This is a genomic window from Aliamphritea ceti, assembly GCF_024347215.1.
Classification (GTDB): domain Bacteria; phylum Pseudomonadota; class Gammaproteobacteria; order Pseudomonadales; family Balneatricaceae; genus Amphritea; species Amphritea ceti.
On the sequence record NZ_AP025282.1, the window covers coordinates 2,573,560 to 2,592,133 of the forward strand.

The 18,574-nt window shown below is 44.5% G+C and carries 11 protein-coding genes; 4 read left to right on the forward strand and 7 right to left on the reverse strand.

The features are described 5' to 3' along the window. Window positions 1–7: 7 nt before the first annotated feature. Both OCU49_RS11690 and OCU49_RS11695 read right to left on the reverse strand, forming a co-directional pair. Window positions 8–1,330 (reverse strand): aminotransferase class I/II-fold pyridoxal phosphate-dependent enzyme, encoded by a 1,323-nt coding sequence (locus OCU49_RS11690; protein WP_261845159.1) that lies wholly within the window; start codon window positions 1,328–1,330, stop codon window positions 8–10. After that, window positions 1,327–8,895: a type I polyketide synthase gene (locus tag OCU49_RS11695; protein ID WP_261845160.1), complete on the reverse strand. Its 7,569-nt coding sequence runs from the start codon at window positions 8,893–8,895 to the stop codon at window positions 1,327–1,329. Before OCU49_RS11695 ends, OCU49_RS11690 begins: the two co-directional genes overlap by 4 nt. Window positions 8,896–9,108: 213 nt before the next feature. On the opposite strand from OCU49_RS11695, the gene OCU49_RS11700 reads away from it, so the two are divergent. Beyond that, window positions 9,109–12,129 (forward strand): Tn3 family transposase, encoded by a 3,021-nt coding sequence (locus OCU49_RS11700; RefSeq protein ID WP_261845161.1) that lies wholly within the window; start codon window positions 9,109–9,111, stop codon window positions 12,127–12,129. Between the two features lie 90 nt (window positions 12,130–12,219). Further along, window positions 12,220–12,570 carry a LysR substrate-binding domain-containing protein gene (locus OCU49_RS11705; protein WP_261845162.1) on the forward strand — a complete coding sequence of 117 codons (351 nt, stop codon included), beginning with the start codon at window positions 12,220–12,222 and terminating at the stop codon, window positions 12,568–12,570. 79 nt (window positions 12,571–12,649) lie between these two features. Here OCU49_RS11705 and OCU49_RS11710 read toward each other — a convergent pair whose 3' ends face one another. The 5 genes from OCU49_RS11710 to OCU49_RS11730 form a co-directional block, all read right to left on the reverse strand. After that, complete coding sequence (locus OCU49_RS11710) at window positions 12,650–13,060, reverse strand: bleomycin resistance protein (RefSeq protein ID WP_261845163.1); 411 nt, start codon at window positions 13,058–13,060, stop codon at window positions 12,650–12,652. 65 nt (window positions 13,061–13,125) lie between these two features. Next, window positions 13,126–13,566: a GNAT family N-acetyltransferase gene (locus OCU49_RS11715; RefSeq protein WP_261845164.1), complete on the reverse strand. Its 441-nt coding sequence runs from the start codon at window positions 13,564–13,566 to the stop codon at window positions 13,126–13,128. A gap of 107 nt (window positions 13,567–13,673) precedes the next feature. Beyond that, on the reverse strand, window positions 13,674–14,549 hold the full coding sequence (locus tag OCU49_RS11720; RefSeq protein WP_261845165.1) for a VOC family protein: 876 nt from the start codon (window positions 14,547–14,549) through the stop codon (window positions 13,674–13,676). A 14-nt stretch (window positions 14,550–14,563) separates the two neighbouring features. Then, window positions 14,564–15,277 carry an RluA family pseudouridine synthase gene (locus tag OCU49_RS11725; protein ID WP_261845166.1) on the reverse strand — a complete coding sequence of 238 codons (714 nt, stop codon included), beginning with the start codon at window positions 15,275–15,277 and terminating at the stop codon, window positions 14,564–14,566. 96 nt (window positions 15,278–15,373) lie between these two features. Then, a complete protein-coding gene (locus OCU49_RS11730) occupies window positions 15,374–15,835 on the reverse strand; it encodes a GNAT family N-acetyltransferase (RefSeq protein ID WP_261845167.1) in 462 nt (153 codons plus the stop codon). Window positions 15,836–16,200: 365 nt separating this feature from the next. Between OCU49_RS11730 and mtnK the strand changes: the two genes are divergently transcribed. Both mtnK and OCU49_RS11740 read left to right on the forward strand, forming a co-directional pair. After that, window positions 16,201–17,415 (forward strand): S-methyl-5-thioribose kinase, encoded by a 1,215-nt coding sequence (gene mtnK / locus OCU49_RS11735; RefSeq protein WP_261845168.1) that lies wholly within the window; start codon window positions 16,201–16,203, stop codon window positions 17,413–17,415. A gap of 106 nt (window positions 17,416–17,521) precedes the next feature. Further along, entirely contained in the window at window positions 17,522–18,310 is a 789-nt protein-coding gene (locus OCU49_RS11740) for an autoinducer binding domain-containing protein (RefSeq protein WP_261845169.1), read from the forward strand. Window positions 18,311–18,574: the final 264 nt, after the last annotated feature.

Here is an 18,574-nt window from a genome sequence, read left to right on the forward strand (position 1 = left end):
ATTTATGTCAGAGCAATTGCTTTAATAGGTTTATAGTTTGGTCTACCTGCTGTTTAGTGTGGTCATAGGAGATAAAAAACCGAAGTCTAGCACTGTTTTCAGGGACGCCAGGATATATGATTGATTGAACATTGACACCTTGTTGAAAAAGGTTTTCTGCGAGGCGTGCAGTTTTAACTGAACTGCCGATGATTATAGGGACTATAGCAATGCCTTCGCTTGCGCCAGTGTCTAGGCCAGCGGATCTAGCTTGCTCAAGGAAATAGGTTGATATGTGATGTAATTGTGTAATGCGTTCAGGCTCACGTTCCATCATTTGAAGTGATGAGAGTGCAGCGGCCGCGGTTGGTGCTGGTATACCAGCGCTATAAAGAAACCCCGGGGATAAATATCGGAGGTTGTCGATGAGAGCTGACTCGCCAGCGATGAACCCGCCACAGCTTGAAAGTGTTTTACTTAGCGTACCCATCCATATATCTACATCGGTGCCAGGGCATCCGTAGACTTCTCTTAAGCCTTTTCCTGTTTGGCCCAATACGCCAAATGAATGTGCTTCGTCAATCATAAGAAAACTATGATATTGCTTTTTTAATTCTATTAATCGAGGTAAGTCTGGGTAATCACCATCCATACCGTAAAGCCCTTCAACGATTATCACAACTCGCTCAAATTGATGGCGGTGTTGTTCTAGTATGCGCGCTAGAGCGTCCATATCGTTGTGCTTGAATGAGAGCCTTTTTGCCCCAGATAATTGAGAGCCGACAATTGAGCTATTATGGACGTATTCATCGTGAATAATTAGATCTTTATGACCAAACAAGTAACCAATGGTTGACACATTTGTTGCATGGCCGCTGACATATACAAGGGAATCGTCAACGCCATAGATATTGGCTATTTTTTGTTCTAATTCTCGGTGAATTGGGCGCTCACCTGACATTATTCGACTGCCGGATACCGAGGTCCCATACTTATAAATCGCGTCTATTGATGCTTTATGTACCTCAGGGTGTCCATTTAATCCCAAATAATTATAGCTAGCAAAATTTATAAGTTCTCGGCCATCAATGGTTGTCGTCGCTCCAGCTAGGGCGTCATGGACTTTGAAGAAGGGGCTGTCTAACCCCAACTGTGATGCCCCTTGATCCATGAGTTTCATCTGTCGATAACCTGGGTGTTGGTCAAAACGATAAAACTTTTCTGGTATATCGGATTGATTTAAGGCGCCTAATGGCTTGCTCTCTTCCTCTTCGACTTTTTCATATTTACGTCGTAATGACTGCTGAATCAGTTTTTGTTTTAGGTTATTGGGGAGTTTTTTTGTACTCATTTTAACTCGCCCTGTTGATGGCTGCTGTCTTTATTTTGCACTGCTGTGAGGATCTCTTCAGTGGTTTCTGTATCGGTGGTTACACCATGTTGAGCCGCTAAATGTTGTAAGGCTTGTTTATCATCCGATGATTCGGAAGAGGTTTCGCTATCTTGTTTGGCTAGCTCTATGATCTTATTCGCCAGCTGTGAAAGCATGGGAGTATCAGTTAAAGCCATCACGGGTATTCTAATACCCATACGGGATTCGAGAGCGGTCATCAGCTCGACTCCCATTAAAGAGTCCATACCCATATCGTAAATCGACTTATTCGGATCTATTTTATTGGCTGGGGTCATCAAAATCTCACTTAGTTCATTTGTGAGAATCTCTAGGACGGCCGTTTCGAATTCCGATGCACTCATTTCCTGCATCATTAATGTCAGGCTTAGGGCATCCTCCTCGTTTTCCTCTTTATCACCTGCAATGAGGCTAATTTCTCGGAATTTATTTTGAGAGGATGTTGGTAAAAACTTACTTAATGTATGCCATTCCAGTTCAATTATTCCAAGGGTTGATGTGTCGTGAATAATCATTTGTTCAAGCATATTTAGCGCGGCATCTGAGCGCAGTGCATTACCACCTATGCGGTTTTGTAGGGCTTGTTTTGTCTCTTCATTACGGGAAAGGAAGCCTACATCGTCTATAGCACCCCAGCGCACACAGGTTGCTGCTAAGTTAAGTTTTCGCCTTGTTGCTGTCAATGCTTCAAGCCAGCTGTTGGCTGCTACATAGCTGGCTTGACCAGGGTTGCCGAGCAGGGATGTTGCCGATGAATAAAGTACAAACAAGTCGAGCTCAAGTGTTCGAGTGAGTTCATCGAGGTACTGAGCACCGCAGAGTTTGGCTGCTAAGCTTGTTTTTATTTTGTTATGGTCTAAATTTCGAATTAATCCATCGTTGATTAATGTGGCAGCGTGGATTACACCTTTGAGTGCAGGAAGCTCATTTTCGCAAAGCTTAATAATACGTGCTAGAGCTGACTTGTCGGTCACATCACAGGCTTCAGCTCTAACCGATATGTCATTCGCTTGGCATTTAAGTAAGAAGTCCGCAGCCTCTTTAGAGGAGGGGCCTCGTCGACTAATAAGCAGAAGGTGTTTAGCGCCTTTTTCTATTAGCCATTCAGCTGTTCGTAGACCAAATCCGCCTAGGCCGCCGGTTACTAAGTAGGTGGCATCTGAGGATAGTTGTAAACAAGGTGCGCCCGTTTGTGCTTTGGTTGTAATATCAGCCTTTAAGCCTTGTTGATAGGTAACGACAATTTTACCGATCTGTTTGGCTTGTTGCATGTAGCGGAAGGCATCTACGACTTGGTGAGCATTAAATTGGGTGTAAGGTAATGGAAAGAATGTACCGTCGCGAAAGAGCTCCATTAACTCACGGAAGAGGCGCGCAGACAGTTCAGGCATCTCTAGTTGTAACTGGTCTGCGTCGATACCGAAGTAACTAATATTGTTACGGAAAGGGCGTAGACCTATATGGGTGTTCTCATAGAAGTCTCGCTTGCCGAGCTCAAGAAATCGACCAAAAGGCTTTAGAACACGGAAGTTCTGGTTGATGGCTTCCCCTGATAATGAGTTAAGTACGACATCTACACCTTTGCTATCGCCGATATCTCTGAGAAGTTCTTCACCAAATGTCAGAGCACGCGAGTTATAAATGCGCTCAGGGGGAATGCCAATTAGTTCAAGGAACTCACGTTTGTCATCCGAGCCTACTGTTGCATATATTTCAGCGTTCAACCATTGTGCCACCTGTATGGCTGCGATGCCTACACCACCAGCGGCACCATGAATAAGTATCTTTTCGCCCGGTTGCAACCTTGCCAAATGATGAAGTGCATAGTAAACGGTCAAAAAGGTGGTAGGAATTGTTGCTGCACCTTCAAAGCTAACACCTTCAGGTATTTTGGCAATGGCTGATTGTTTAGCTATCAGTCGGTTGCTAAAGCATGCGGAACCTGAGCCGACGATAGCATCGCCTGCTGTAAAGCTGGTCACGTTTTTACCTGTTTTTATTATGCGTCCAGAAAATTCAAGGCCGAGGGTTGCGCCCGCAAAACCGTTTTCAATCGCTTCGTCGGAGAGTAAGCCTAATGAATACATTACATCCCTGAAATTAAGGCCCGTGGCCATGACTTCAACTTCAATATCATCCTCTAATAAAACAGGCTCAGGATGCGCTTCCCACTTAAGGTTGCGTAATTGCCCCGGTAACTCGAAACCTAATGAAATTAAATGATCATCGGTTTTCGATTCGATCATTCCTGGTTCTGTTTCGCTTCTTAAGCGAGGAGCGAACCTTGCCCCATCGGGAGTTATTACTAGTTCATGTTCATCTGATGGTGCGAGCAGCTCTTTAAGGAGCGCATCGCTAGACGCTAGGCTAACACCTGAGGGAAGATCAATAAGCCGTATTGTATTGTTTAATGACTCATTCATTAGCGTTCGGCCAAACCCCCATAGTGCGGCATCAGCAGGGGGATGCTTTGTTGCTTCCCATGCTATCGGTTGGTCGCAAGGAAGGGTTGCTCCCACGCCTTCTGTGAGTAACCAAAACTGTGCTGTTGAATTTGCAGTAAGTTCTAAGGCCATGGATATGTCAGTCGCCAATGTGCAGCGCTCTGTCTGGCTGTCAAGTGGGGGGCGGAGTGGTTCGGTGTTTGGCATCAGAATGACATCGGTGATCGTGATGCCACTTTGTTTAAATTCAGTTAGCTTTGTAATAAGTGAAGCGCGGTTAGTTGGGGCTATCACTGTATGCGGAATATCCGCTGTCATGAGCCTTTCTAGTAACAGTAAGTTTTGCTCATGCTGGTGGCTTAGGATGAGCCAATGGGCATCGCTAGTGTGTGAGTGTACCTCTTGTTTTTCTTGCGCTGCTTCAGCACAAATGATGAAGAAGCCTGAATCAGCTAGCTGTTTAGAAACAATGTTTATATTGGACAGCTGATGTTTTTTCAACGTGGCGGCCCAAGGTTCGGCAGTTGCTTGATTTGATTGCTGTGATGTTTGCCAATCTGGACTGTCACCGAAACATAGATCTAGCCAGAATATTGGAGACATACCGTAGAAAAGAAGGCTTGCCCCTTCGGCGATTAAAGGTCTGATTTGTTGTAGTAGCTTTAAGTTGTCTTGAACTTTGTAGTTATCAAGACTTACAACAACTAATTGGAACGCTTGTTGCAGTGAATCGTTGGCGGTATTGGTCAAGTCTATCGCTGAAGCTAAGGGGTACTGTTCGCGAAGATGGTTTACGCTATCCAACGCGGTTTGACTATTGCTAGCGAAACTGTAATCACCGTTGGTGAAATTAATATGGTTGCATAGGGTGTGGCCAAAGTGAGTTTGACTTGAGGCAACTTCAAGTACTCTTAAGCGTTGGCCTGTAGGTAAGCTATTTTGCTTTTGTTCAATACATTGAATTAGGCTTGACGCAAGTAACGGGTAGCACGTTTGTGCTGAAAGCTCTCTGAATAAACGGGGATAATGTTCTTCTGGCTTGAGGTTAGCGAGTTGTTTTTGCCCTAATATTTTTTGAGACAGGGATAAACTACCACGACCAGCAAGGTTTAATAGGCTAAAAAAGTCGGGATATTCTCTTAATATGGTATTCCATATTAAGGCGCTAGTTACGTCGAGATCTCGGAAATCTTGATTAATGACATATGCATCATCATTAAGTGTAATTAGTTCGAAATTGGTCGCATGTCTTAGAACGAGCTCAAGCAACGCTCCCTGGATTGGATGTTTAATTTTTAACGTTTCAAGTGCGGTTTGATCTAAATGACCTAAACCGGCTTGTATCAGTTCAAGGTTTTCATAAATGGCCTGTAAGGCCATACTTTCAATTAAAGGTGCGACTTCGTTACTGAATCGGTTGAATTCATCCGATAGCTTTTGTCCATTTTTGAGGAGGCTTTTTTGTAAAGTCTGATACAAATTAGACACCGTTCCAATCTTGTTTGGCACGGGGGTTAGGTGATAATTAAGATATGCAATCTTCTGTTGTTCTGACTTATGGAGGCGAACAGATTTGAATCGTATTCCTTCTAATGCCGCAATACAGCGTCCTTGATTATCAAATAGCTCTAATTGAGCAAGAATAGAGTGGGAGGATTTTTTTAATAATCTTAAATGAGCTAACTGAGGCCGTGTTTTAAGGTGTTTATTAATGGTTATCCGGTCCGCCCCTGTTGGGATAAAGGCTGTGCCGTTAGTTTCTGCTAATTCTTCGAGTAAAAACTGTATAATTAGCTGAAAAGCGCTATCAAGAAGAGTCGGGTGTAGAAGGTATTCGTTTATTGTGTCAGTAATATTTTCATCAGCACGTAGGTGCGCGATGACCTCCTTTTGGCTACGCCAACCGGAAGTGACCGCACTAAACGCCGGTCCATATTCTAGACCTGCTTGGCGAGCAAGGCTTCGGTGAGTATCTTTATTAAAATCGGGTTCTCGATTAGGTATTTCGGGCGCTGTAATGTCTAAAGATACAGCGGTACATTGATGTATAGCCCGAGCTTTTATATTTAAATTCCATTGTTCAGATTTAGTGTGAGTACGGCTCGTTATAGTAATGTTACCATTGTCTGGATCGACTTTAGTACGTACCACCTTACTTGTACTCGGTTCTAAAATAAGAGGCGCGAGGATTTGAAAATCTTCAATTTGAATCGGTTGCTCGGGTTGAAAATGTCGGGCTGCATTTAAGGCTAATTCAATAAACCCTGCACCAGGGAAAACAATGCTATCACCCACCTTATGGTCACCTAACCATGGCTGTAAGCTCGTATCAATTTGATGTTCCCATTGTAATGGCTGAAGAGGCAATGCAGCACCTAACAGAGGGTGGATAGCATATCTTTGTAGCAGTTGCTGTGACTCTATTGTAACGGGATGCCAATAGTCTTCGTGCTGGAAGGCATATAAAGGCAACTCTAAGCGTTGACCATCTGTAGGGAACCACTGGTTCATATCTACAGCACCTGCCATAAGCGCTGAGGCTATACAATTATCGAGTTCTGTTTGAGTGCTTTCACTGCGGCTAAACGTAGGAATAACTAAGGCGTTTTTGTGATGTTGACGAATTTGGTCATTAAGGTAGCTGCGAAGAACTGGATGACCACCAATCTCGATAAAGCAATTTTGTCCACGCTCTAAGAGTAGGTCTAACGCTGGACTAAATAATACGGGTTGACGGATGTTGTCCCACCAATACTTGGCCGTTAGTGTTTGACCGTCAAGTTCAGTTCCTGTAACCGTTGAAATAAAAGGGATCGTCGTTGCAGAAGGGGTTAGACCAGAAAGGACTTCGATTACCTTTTCTTCGATTGGGTCCATTGCTGGGCTATGGAATGCGTAATCAAGCTTTAAACGGACGTTAAAAATATTCTCTTGTTGTAGTTTTGCTTCTAGCTTTGTTAATTGATCTGCATCACCCGCAAAGGTTACACCTTTAAAACTATTAATTCCTGCGAGAGAGATATTGCAAAACTCAGGCTTATTTAAAAGAGCTTCGGCTTGTTGTTGGCTTAAGCCCGCAGCAGTCATTGCTCCATTGCCCTTAGTTTCGCCCTGACATAGGCTGCGGTAATAGATTACTTTTACTGCATCATCAAGGGAAAGGGCGCCGGAAGCCCAAGCTGCGGCTACTTCGCCTACACTATGGCCTGTTACGCTCGTGGGCATTATACCGTGGTGCTTTAGGTATTCAGTAATGCCTACTTGAATAGAAAAGAGGGTTGGCTGAGATATTTCCGTGAAATCGAATCGGTTGTTGCCATTTAACCCTTGAATTTCATCCAATAAGGAAAAGTCAGCATATTGGTTGAATCGTTCATCTATTTGCGTGATTGTTTGCCTGAAAATATCAGAAGACTCAAGCAGGGCTTTACCCATGGTTTCCCATTGGCATCCATTGCCAGAGTAAACAAATACAGCCCCAGGGGATGATTCTAGCGCATTTGATGTTCTTACATCAGCAGTCGGCTGATTGGGGGAGGCGGTAAAGCTTTGTAATTTCGTGATGGCATCGTTTGCATTGTTTGCATAAATGAGTGCCGCTTGGGAGTGTTTGTCTTTACAGAAATTATAGTTCCATGCGACATCATAAAAGGAAACGTCTTGATTTGTTTTTAGGAATTTGACTAAGCGTTTGGCGTTATCTACTAAGGCTTGATCACAGCGGCCACTAATGACTAATGGTAAGCTTTCGTCTGTGTTCTTTGATGTTAGGTTTTGGGTTGTGGTTTCTGGACTGCTTTGTAAGATAACGTGAGCGTTCGCCCCCCCAAAGCCGAAAGAGTTGATGCCTATTGTCAATGTACCATCTTGTTTTAACGGTCTTAGTTTATCTACAACATCTATGTTCCATTCCTCAAATTTAATATTTGGGTTTGGTGTTTTCATGCTGATTGTAGCGGGGACTTCGCGATGTTTAATGATCAGCAAAGCTTTAACTAAGCTCGCTACCCCGGAAGCGGGTTCGAGGTGCCCTAAGTTGCTTTTTATTGAGCCGATAGGGAGAGGTTCTTTACGTTTTTTCCCTAAAGCATTACCGATTGCTCGAGTTTCGATCGGGTCTCCAACTGGCGTTCCAGTACCGTGGGCTTCAAGGTAGTCAATATCATCTGCAGTAATACCTGCCTTAAGGCAGGTTTTTTCTATCAGTGATGCTTGGCTGTGACAGGATGGGATAGTAATACCTGATTTATACCCATCAGTATTCACTGCAGAGGCTGCAACTACCGCATGGATTTTATCGCCATCAGCTATAGCTTTCTCATAATCTTTGAGTAGAAAAACGCCTCCACCCTCAGAACGTACATAGCCATCTGCGGACGCGTCGAAAACTTTGCAGCGGCCATCAGGGGATAACATAGAGGCTTTGGAAAAAAGAATAAATCCAAAGGGGTGGAGATGAAGACTAATACCACCGGTTAGAGCAGAGGATACTTCTCCGTTGATAATGGCTTGGCAGGCTTGATGGAAAGCGACCATTGAGGATGAGCAGGCGGTGTCTAATGAAATGCTGGGCCCATGGAGGTCGAAGCTATACGAGATTCTATTGGATGCAATACTGCTTGTGTTGCCTGTTGCAGAAGACGCATTGATGCCACAGAGGTCGTCAGACATTCGGTTGCCGTAATCGAGGCTAGATATACCGATGTAAACCCCACAGTCAGTCTGCTTAAGAGTTGAAGCGCGAACTCCTGCATGTTCAATGGCCTCCCATGACATCTCCAGAAGGTAGCGTTGTTGGGGGTCCATTACTGCTGCTTCACGTGGGGATATGCCAAAAAATCCAGCATCAAAGCCTGAAATTTTGCCTAACGATCCCGCTTTGAATGTATAACTGCTGCCCAAGTGAGCTTTGTCTGGGTGTAAATGATTATCAAATGACCACCGTGACGATTCAACTTCGGTAATTAGGTCTTTTTCATCACGTAAATCTTGCCAGAATGTTTCTTGTGACGTCAGAGGAAGGCGAAATGAAAAGCCGATTAGGGCAACACGTTTATCCATATGTGATAACACTGTCCATTAATACATGTAAATGAGTTGCGCATTTTAAAGTAAATGGGCTGTTGATATAAGGGGTACTAGGGATTTTCCGTCCAAAAACGACAAAAAACGCTGAAGCCTCCGCCCTTCAAAGCCTCCAAGAGGGTATTACTTTTCCTGAAGTCCATTCTTGTACACTTTTTGGTTAAGATGTAGTCATTTCAGGCTACCGATATGGCATATAAAGAAAGAGTTCAGATCCTATCTGATGCTGAACAGTCCGATTTTTACAACCCTCCAATTTTTGCGTCTAATGATCAACGATTCTTTTTCGCTCTTAACGATCAGGAACTAACAGTAGCCAATAAACTCCGAAATCGTGGCCTGCGTTATATGTTCGTCGTGTTGCTGGGGTATTTTAAGGCTAAGCCGGTCGTGCTGAATCCTGGCTTTCACCAGATAAAGCATGACCTTAAACATGTATATCAATCGGTACTGCTGGGACCTGGATTCAGGCCGTTCAATCTATCCCAGAAAGAAAACGAGCGGATTTACCAGGAGATTTTTAATCTATGCGAGTATCAGCGCTGGAGCATTAAAAGCCATAGAACATCTTTAGTAGACTACCTGACTGAGCAAACCAAGGCCTGGTCTGCTCCAAGAAATCTCTTCGATGCAGCTATTGAGTATTTGTCAGGTCATAAGATCGCGATCCCTGCCTACAGCACCCTTCAAAAGATTATTAGCCACGTGATTAATGAGCAACAAACGAGGCTCATTGCCCATATTAAACGCGAGCTGTCTCGAGATCTAACACAAGCATTGACTGATCTTGCCGCCGGTGACGGAGCGCTGACTTTGCGGCAATTACGTCAGTCAGCCCGCAACTTCACAGGAACCGAGTTAGAGAAGGAACTGGCCATACATCGTTACATTCAGTACTGGATGCCGGAAGTGAATACCCTATTGAGAGCACTATCGTTATCTCAGAAAAACCAGCAACACTTTGCCGAGCGTGTAGACTATTATGGAGCCAAACTGAAGCGGCAGTCTGGAGGTCATCAACGACTGTATTTGCTGTGCTATTTACAGTCACGCTGGCAACAAGCTTTGGAACGCATTGCCGATGGTTTTGTTCATCATATCCGACAGACCAAACAAAAAGCCAAGGCCTATGCGCAGGAATCAGTTTATCAAGACTGGCAAAAAGCGGCTAAAAACGTCAGCAATGCGGCGGAAGTTCTGCACCTGTTCATTGATGATACTATCGATCAACATCAGCCTTTTGGGACAGTAAAGCAGAAGGCGCTGAAGCTTCTTGCGGCGAAAGATCTCGAATCTGTTTGCTTGTTTCTGAATGAACAAAAACGTTCCGTTGATGACGCTATATGGCTTTACTATGACCAGCGAACGAGCTTAAGGGAAGGCTTGCTTCGCCAGCTGTTCCTTTGCCTGCACTTTGAAGGCAGTGAGAACACGCAACGACTTACAGCAGCACTCGGTCATGCCCGGCTTGATCTCGTCGCTCAAGGTGGTATATCACAGACAACGATAGACGGTCGGCTGCCAGCCAAGAAGCAACGCCCATTCTTGCAGTATCCGAGTGGTCTGTTTAATCCAGATCGCTATGAATGGTACCTCTATCAACAAATCCCCGACCGTCTGAATGGCCAACTGACCTTGCCTGAAGTGGTTAAATACCGGTCTTTGGATGCTGATTTAATCAGTCGTGAGCGATGGCGAGAAGAAAAGGTTACGTTACTGGAACAAACCCAGTTGCCAAAATTAACCACCGAGTCAAATAAACTGATCATGCGAATGGCGATGGATCTAGAGATCCGTTTGCATGATGTCAGCGACTACTTGGAACACGATGATAACCGAAACATTATCCTAAGAAACCCTAAGGGTAAGCGCCTGTGGCGATTACCGGCTTCCAGTAAAAAGTACCTAGTCAACAATCCATTCTTCCAGCAAATACCTACGACCAGCGTCGCTGATGTGCTGCGCATAGTGGACCGCGATACCGAGTTCATTGACTGCTTTGAGCATGTGCTTGGCGCACAATCTAAGAGCAGAGTCCACGAGTATGATCTGCTGGCCATCCTCGTGGGAAATGCGACCAATCAGGGCATCTATGGCATGGCTCAAATCTCCGATCGCACCTATGATCAGCTCAGTACAATACAGGCGAACTACCTGCGACTGGAAACCCTGAGTGCTGCCAATGACAGCATAAACAACGCGACGGCTAAGCTTCCAATCTTCAGGCATTACAACATCCAAGAAGATGTCATCCACGCCAGCGCCGATGGTCAAAAGTTCGAAGCGCGGCGTGACACTTTCAAAACACGTTACTCATCAAAGTACTTCGGTACTCAGAAAGGTGTATCCGCCATGACCTTAATCGCCAACCATGCCGCCATTAACGCCCGGGTGATCGGGGCGAATGAACACGAGTCCCACTATATTTTTGATTTACTGATGAACAACCGTTCTGAAATTATCCCGGACGTACTCTCTACCGATACCCATGGGGTTAATCACGTTAACTTCGCTTTGCTTGACCTGTTCGGGTACAGCTTTGCACCGCGTTACGCTCAGATTGGACGTATCATCAATGAGATGTTCGATGTAAAGGAAGATAAGGATCAGAGAATCCAGCTACGCTTGAAAAAGCCCATCAACACCCAGCGAATCATGCAGCACTGGGACACTATCCAACGGATCGCCGTCTCGCTTAAAGAACGTAAAACGACTCAGTCAACGCTGGTTCGGAAACTGTCAGGCTACAAGAAGAACCACCCTTTGTTGGAGGCCTTAACGGAGTACAACAGGATGGTGAAAGCGAGTTATCTCTTAAACTACATTGATGATGCCAGTCTTCGCAACTACGTCCAGCGGGCACTCAATCGCGGGGAGGCCTATCACCAGTTGCGCCGAGCGATAAGTAATGTCAATGGGGATCAGTTCCGGGGCAGTTCAGATGAAGAAATCGAACTATGGAACGAGTGTGCCCGCCTTGTCACCAACGCCATCATTTATTTTAACTCCAGCATACTCAGTCAGCTGTTGACGAGCTTCGAACATCAGAACGACAACACAAGGATACAGATCGTCAAGCAAGCTTCTCCTGTCGCTTGGTATAACATCAACCTAAAAGGGACTTACAACTTCGAATTGAGTGAAAAACTGCCAAATCTGGAGGAAATGATGCGTTCAATCGAGGGCTATTTGCCGGTTAAGAAAAAGTAATACCCTCTTGGAGGCTTTGAGGGGCGGGGGCTTCAGCGTTTTTTGTCGTTTTTGGACGGAAAATCCCTAGTACCCCAAACCGGTAAGTTAATGCCGATGTTGCTGGGTAGCGGTGTTAAGGCGTCACCAGCTCTGGAAGCCTGTAGTGATTTTGTGGTGGATGATGGCAAGGCATTACTGGATCTGTGTACTGAAGGCCTGGGACTGATGCAGGCGCCGCACTTTGTATTCAGAGAAGAGCTGGAAAGAGGCGATCTGGTGTCACTGTTCCCGGCAACTCAGGCCGAAGGTTTCGGCGTATGTCTCCTATACCCTAAGCGGCGCTTCCTGCCTGCAAAAGTTACCGCTTTTATCGAGCATGTTCGTCATTCACTGGCGGAGATTAATGAAACCTCAACCCATACATGGGCTCGTGATATTAAGCCTCAGCATGAATGGTAACAGGCTGAATTATTCTTCATGGTGGTTGTGAGAAGTAAGAGCCTGTATTGCTGTTGGTACTTTGTTGACGGGCTTTGCTTTACTGCTTTTCACAGCAAAACCTGAAAAGGTAGCCGTCCGGGTCCTGTGCTATAAATTGTTTTTGAGTTTTTGATGTGTTCCCACACTGATAGATCTTTGTTTCCAGTTCCAGGTAAACAGATTCTGGAGATGAATTTTTGATGCGTGAATACAGTGAATCTATATCCCTGACATCCCATTGAAAGTTTACAGCTCTGCCATAAGGTTTCTCCAGATTGGCGGTTATCCAGTGACGGCCTTCATAGGAAATGCTTTCAACCATGATATCTACATCATCCAGTGTAAAGTACACAAACTCATCTTCTGGCCTTTGATACTTTATATTGAAGCCAAATATTTCAGTATAGAAGCGTGTGGTGGCAACAATATCAGAGCAATATATTTCGGGTACCAACTTCAGATCAGGCATGTAGTTCTCCAGACAAAAGACCCTAAGTTTCAGTAATTACAGTGTGATTCGATCTTATGGTTTGATTAAGCATTGAATCTGATAACGTAACCTGTTTTGCTGGCAACAAAGCCTGCTGATTCGTAAAAATGGTGAGTCTCAGATTTTTTGGAGCCCGTCATAAGCGCAACCTTGTAACACCCGGCTGCCTCGAAATGCTGTTTCGCATAGCAGAGAACTGCTTTACCTATACCTTTACCGCGGCAGTGTTCAGAAACAATCACATTTTCGATAATCGCATAAGGGCGGCCGGACCAGCTTAAGTTCGGGCAGATATTAATTGTACAGGTGCCTAATAAACTTTCATCCGCAAATGCTCCGACAACACATCCTCCTGATTCAATGATTGCGGTATAGATTGTTTCAAGGCATGCCTGATCAGGCCTCGGCGCTGCTTCCTGGTCATACTGATCGATCAGTGCAAGAACGTCGTTTATTTCTTCTGGTTTTATCGCACGAACTTCCATGTCTGGCCTTTTGAATGTTTAGCTTTGCGTTCGCAAACTCACTCGAAATGCTTGTTGTTAGTTACACTTATGTAAACATGAAACTTTTATTATAAGAGCGTTTTTCTTTACCGATTTTGTTCAAAGGCAAAGAACTCTGCCGATTCAGGATTTGATTGGGTTATAAGCCGCTCATTATGTCGTTTAAAAACAATTTTATTTTGAATAAAAAATAACTCTGTTTTCTTAATATCAGCGACTGTAAATATCAAGCCTTTGTGTTGTAGGCTCGTGCCGTGAGTACTTAGGCTTATACCAAATTCTTGCTTAAGTTTCTCTGGGGTAATAATTGATAGACTCCCGTTAGGGAATAAGCACTTAACCTTTTGTTTATTAGCGTGGATCTCGCTCGATCTGGATAGTTCTTTTAACAGATCGACATAGAGCAGTGGCTCATTAGAGCAAGATATGGCGTGGTTAACGCCCAAAGCTCCATTTTCGTGTTTGAGTAATGTAGAACGGTCGATTTCAGGAACAGCTATATCCTGACACGTAAAATAGAATCCGCATTGAGCTTTAGGATGAGTAGCGAAAGCAAGTTTAACAGCAACCGTTTCCATTTGGCCGTCTGGTTGCTCAAACTGCCTGGAGAATGAAACAATATTGCCACCGGAAATGCCGTGTTCCTGAAAACTGCGATGATCCAGCTCAGCGTCAGTAGATGTCATAGCTATATGGGAGAAGCCTTCATCCCCATGTTCTGCACGAAATAACGCATCATTCTTAACAAAAGTATTTCCTGCTTCAATCGCTTCGACATACTTGATGTGATTCTCTATTGATAAGGTTTCGATCATCGGCCCTTTACGAAAGTACATATTCGCGTTGTAAGTGCCGAATGGATGAATACCGTCAGGTGCGACGTTGAACCCTATTTGCTGATAGTGCTGGCGGGCATCAGGAAGATTCCCGGCGACGAGTACAAAATGGTCAATCAAACACATTACAGTTCTCCTATCTAAAACGGGCAGGGGCAATGCCAGTGTAATTGTTTACCACTAATGGGGTGCTCAAAATATAACTCACTTGCGTGTAACAGCAAGCGGTCAGCCCTGTGTTCACTGGTATCACTTTTATATAAATCACAGCCAAGAATAGGGTGGCCGATTTCGCGACTGTGAATCCGTAACTGATGGGTGCGTCCGGAAAGCGGTGTGTATTGCACTAAGGTCCGGGTGGGCTCTACCAGCCTCTCTAATACCTGGTATTCACTGACGGCAGCTTTGCCTGTGCTTTGGCAAATTTTAACCAGAGGGAACAGTGATTTGTCTTTAGCGATAGCAGCGTTAATTTCACCCTGATCGTCAGTAACTGAGCCTTCCAGCATAGCAAAATATCGCTTTTTAATAGTCCCTGCCTGGAACTGTTTATTGAGATGTTTTGAAGACGCAGTATTCAGTCCCACGATCATAATGCCAGAAGTACCAAAGTCTAAACGATGGGGCAGCTTGGCTTCCGTGAACGCCGGTGTCACGCCTTTCTGGCCATTCACTAATCGGTAATGCACTGAATCCCAATTGAGAGGATTTTTACCGGATAAACTAAGCAGTCCGCTAGGTTTACTGATCAGTAAAATATCATCATCCTGATAAAGGATTCCGACGTAGTCTTTACAAGGCTTGGCAATGAAGTCGTCAGTAATGATGTTAGTTGGGAGAGAAGTGTTTGGCATTTAATTCTCGTAAATGAATATGAATATCACAGCAGAAGAGAGGGATACAATTGCGGAGCTGCAGTTTTTGCTTCCTCTGTCCGGTTTTATTATGCCCTAATTAACCTCTAGCTCGTAAGTTGTGAACCTACTTCCCAGAAGCTCATTTTCATATACGTTTTTTGACATCTTTCGTAGGAATTTATATTGAGGACGGGTATGAAGTAAATGAATAAAAACTGTCGCATGACCAAGCTCTTTGGCCCAAGACATTACTTCCCGAAATACTTGTTTTCCAATGCCCCAATATTTGTCATCGACAACAACAGCTATCTCATATTTACCTTCTTCGAGTTGAATTCCACACCACCCGGCGAGCTGCTGATTAACCAAAATAGCTCTAACCTTGCAGCCCTGAGAGGAATCTATATCAGTCTTACACTGCATCCACTCCTTTACCTTATGAATATCAAACGAAGCATGATCAATTAGATGTTCTCGCGTAGTTTGTTTATTCAACAAAGGTAAAAATTCAGCAGGTTTTACTTGATCGAGCTTTACGTATTCTAAGCAGTGCATATGATCTTCGATGATTGATGGTTAAGTTCTCACTCAGCTGGCGCTTCAGCGGGCGGTTGAAATGACTTGTTAGTGGTTGTTATAGGTACTATAGAGTTTTGGAATCCACCATATCTGCTATAAGAACCTTTCATTATTTTCTTTAGGTATATGCTGTATTAGCAGCCTGTACTTTTAACATGGATAGCAATTGTGTACTTCAAGTAGCCGTTATTTAAGTGGTATTAGCCATGATCTTAACCTACTCATATGACTTCTTGTTACCGCGCATAAGCATAGCGCCAGAATCTATCGGTGGGCGGTTCCATCTGTTCGGTTGATTTGTAACAATGCGTTAACTTTTTTGGGATAACGGACATATAACTATGAGTTTTAAGCAGTTTTCCAGTGATCAGGATGTCATTGATTTTGTACAGACCCATACAGCGGTTTTCAATAACAGCCCTGATCTGACGGTAACAGAGATTGGTGATGGCAATATCAACTTTGTATATCGGGTGGATGACGGCGCTCAGAGTCTTATTGTTAAGCAGGCACTGCCTTATATTCGGGTTATTGGTGAAGCCTGGCCGTTATCGCAGGACCGTATTCGTATTGAAGCCAAAGCACTAAAGCAAAGTGAAGAGAGCTGTCCGGGCAGTGTGCCTGAGGTCTATCACTATGATGCTGCGAGTTGCGCGATCATCATGGCGGATATTGGCCAGTATCAAAGTTTGCGTCAGGCGCTTATTGAACGTCAGTCGTTGCCAGGCGTTGCTGAGGAACTAGGCGCATATGTGGCTAAAAGCCTGTTTTATTCGTCAGATTTTTATTTGAGCAGTAAGGCTAAGAAGTCGATTGTTCAAGACTTTATTAATCCTGATCTTTGCCAGATAAGCGAAGAAGTTTACTTTTGGGATCCATTTTGCGACCACGAACGGAATAATGTAAACACTCCGCTGGCTGCCCGTGCCTCTGAATGGTGGCAGGACGCTGAGTTGAAGCAGGCGGTGGCCCGACTGAAAATGAAGTTTCAGAATCAGGCTCAGGTATTGCTGCACGGTGATCTGCATACCGGTTCTGTATTTGTTGATCCCTCGGCTGAACACAAAGTTAAAGTGATTGACCCTGAATTTGCTTTTGTGGGACCAGCAGGCTTTGATCTTGGGGTGCTGATCGCTAATTATCTGCTTAACCTTGCTGGTCAGTCGCGTGCTGCAGGAGAGCCTGAAGAGCGTCATGCATATCAGCAGGTGTTGCTAAGTGATGTTAATAGCCTGTGGCAAAGCCTGACAGAGAGCTTCCGTCGTCTCGCGGCAGAGCATACGCAGGATCCTTGTTTACAGAGTAGCGATATTGTTGATGCCTGGTTATCAGAGTTACTTACCGACAGTCTTGGCTTTGCTGGCGTTGAGATGACCCGGCGCACGTTAGGCGTTGCCCATGTTGCTGATGTAGAGCAAATTGAAGATGAAGCTGCCCGTGCTGAAGCACAGACAATGTGTTTGGATATGGCTGACTTACTGATCAAACATGCAGGTCAGTTCAGCGGTATGCCTGTGATTACGGCTGCTGTCGGTGAACTGAGTTTTTGTCGTTAAATATCGTCGCGCAATAAGAGCTCTGAGTTCGCTATGATGTGAATGGTGTCTTGCTAAAAGGACCAGTAGATGATGGATAAGGCAGGGAAGCATATGGCCGTACTCAGTGAATAGCGCGGATACCTCGCCAGCATTAAAACTCATGCTGGCAGATTTCATACTCAACCTTGAATCAGCCAATGATGTCAGTTCCAGCTTTGATATTTTGGCTAAAGCCAGTGAACAGTTGGGTTTTCAGGGGCTGGTGTATACCTCAATAGCTACCGGGCTGGAGCCGCTAACAACCAGCGGGCCTTTGTTTTTCCGCTCCGATGGTTTTAGCGAGGCATTTCTTACTCATTATCAGCAAGCTGATTTTGCCAGCCAGGATTTCACGATAAAGCGCATCATGAATGATGATCTTGGGTTGATGAATTGGTGGCAGGAAGAGCAGAAAGGGCGACTGACGGATTATGAAAGACAGGTAATAGATGTTGCCCGGCATGAGTATTCAATCGAAAATGGCTTATCCATACCACTGCTAAAAAACGATCACCAAATAGCTGGCTGTAGCGTGGTAAGTCAGGATAAGGGAGTAGTATTTGGTTTATTGCTCGAAGAACGTCTTACTACTCTTAAAGTTATGTTGCGTCTGTTTCATGACCGTAGTTATGCCAATATCGACTTTCAAAAGCAGCTTTATCTTCCTTTACTGAAACAGCTCAATCCTACCGAAAGAACCGTATTACGTTTTTTAGCCAGTGGTCTCCCACTAAAATCTATTGAAGCAGTATCCGGAATCAGCCCTAGCTATGCCGGCAACGTTCGTACTGTTCTGTTCCGTAAACTGGGCGTTAAGAACGTTTCTGAGCTGGCGTATATCGTTGGCTTACATCGCATTCTGGATTTGATCTGAACTTATCTGGTCCATTCCAACCCAATCCAATCGTATTTACATTACGCTTCTTAAGTCCGAATTTTCTCTCATATATCAATACTCTTAGCAATGTGAAAATTGTCACGCTGTTTAGCTCTGGTATAAGGGGTACCATGCGCGCTGTGCATCGTGGAGAAGCATACGGAGAGATATTGCAGCGACTAACAGGGACGTTGCAGGATGAAAGGGACATAAGAAAGGATTCACTTAACGGCGATAAGAACAGGACGTTCCTATCGCCGT

Excerpts from the sequence above, each read along its gene's own strand:
- OCU49_RS11690 (WP_261845159.1), bottom strand. The coding sequence starts at position 1,330 with ATGAGTACAAAAAAACTCCCCAATAACCTAAAACAAAAACTGATTCAG.
- OCU49_RS11695 (WP_261845160.1), bottom strand. The coding sequence starts at position 8,895 with ATGGATAAACGTGTTGCCCTAATCGGCTTTTCATTTCGCCTTCCTCTG.
- OCU49_RS11700 (WP_261845161.1), top strand. The coding sequence starts at position 9,109 with ATGGCATATAAAGAAAGAGTTCAGATCCTATCTGATGCTGAACAGTCC.
- OCU49_RS11705 (WP_261845162.1), top strand. The coding sequence starts at position 12,220 with ATGCCGATGTTGCTGGGTAGCGGTGTTAAGGCGTCACCAGCTCTGGAA.
- OCU49_RS11710 (WP_261845163.1), bottom strand. The coding sequence starts at position 13,060 with ATGCCTGATCTGAAGTTGGTACCCGAAATATATTGCTCTGATATTGTT.
- OCU49_RS11715 (WP_261845164.1), bottom strand. The coding sequence starts at position 13,566 with ATGGAAGTTCGTGCGATAAAACCAGAAGAAATAAACGACGTTCTTGCA.
- OCU49_RS11720 (WP_261845165.1), bottom strand. The coding sequence starts at position 14,549 with ATGTGTTTGATTGACCATTTTGTACTCGTCGCCGGGAATCTTCCTGAT.
- OCU49_RS11725 (WP_261845166.1), bottom strand. The coding sequence starts at position 15,277 with ATGCCAAACACTTCTCTCCCAACTAACATCATTACTGACGACTTCATT.
- OCU49_RS11730 (WP_261845167.1), bottom strand. The coding sequence starts at position 15,835 with ATGCACTGCTTAGAATACGTAAAGCTCGATCAAGTAAAACCTGCTGAA.
- mtnK (WP_261845168.1), top strand. The coding sequence starts at position 16,201 with ATGAGTTTTAAGCAGTTTTCCAGTGATCAGGATGTCATTGATTTTGTA.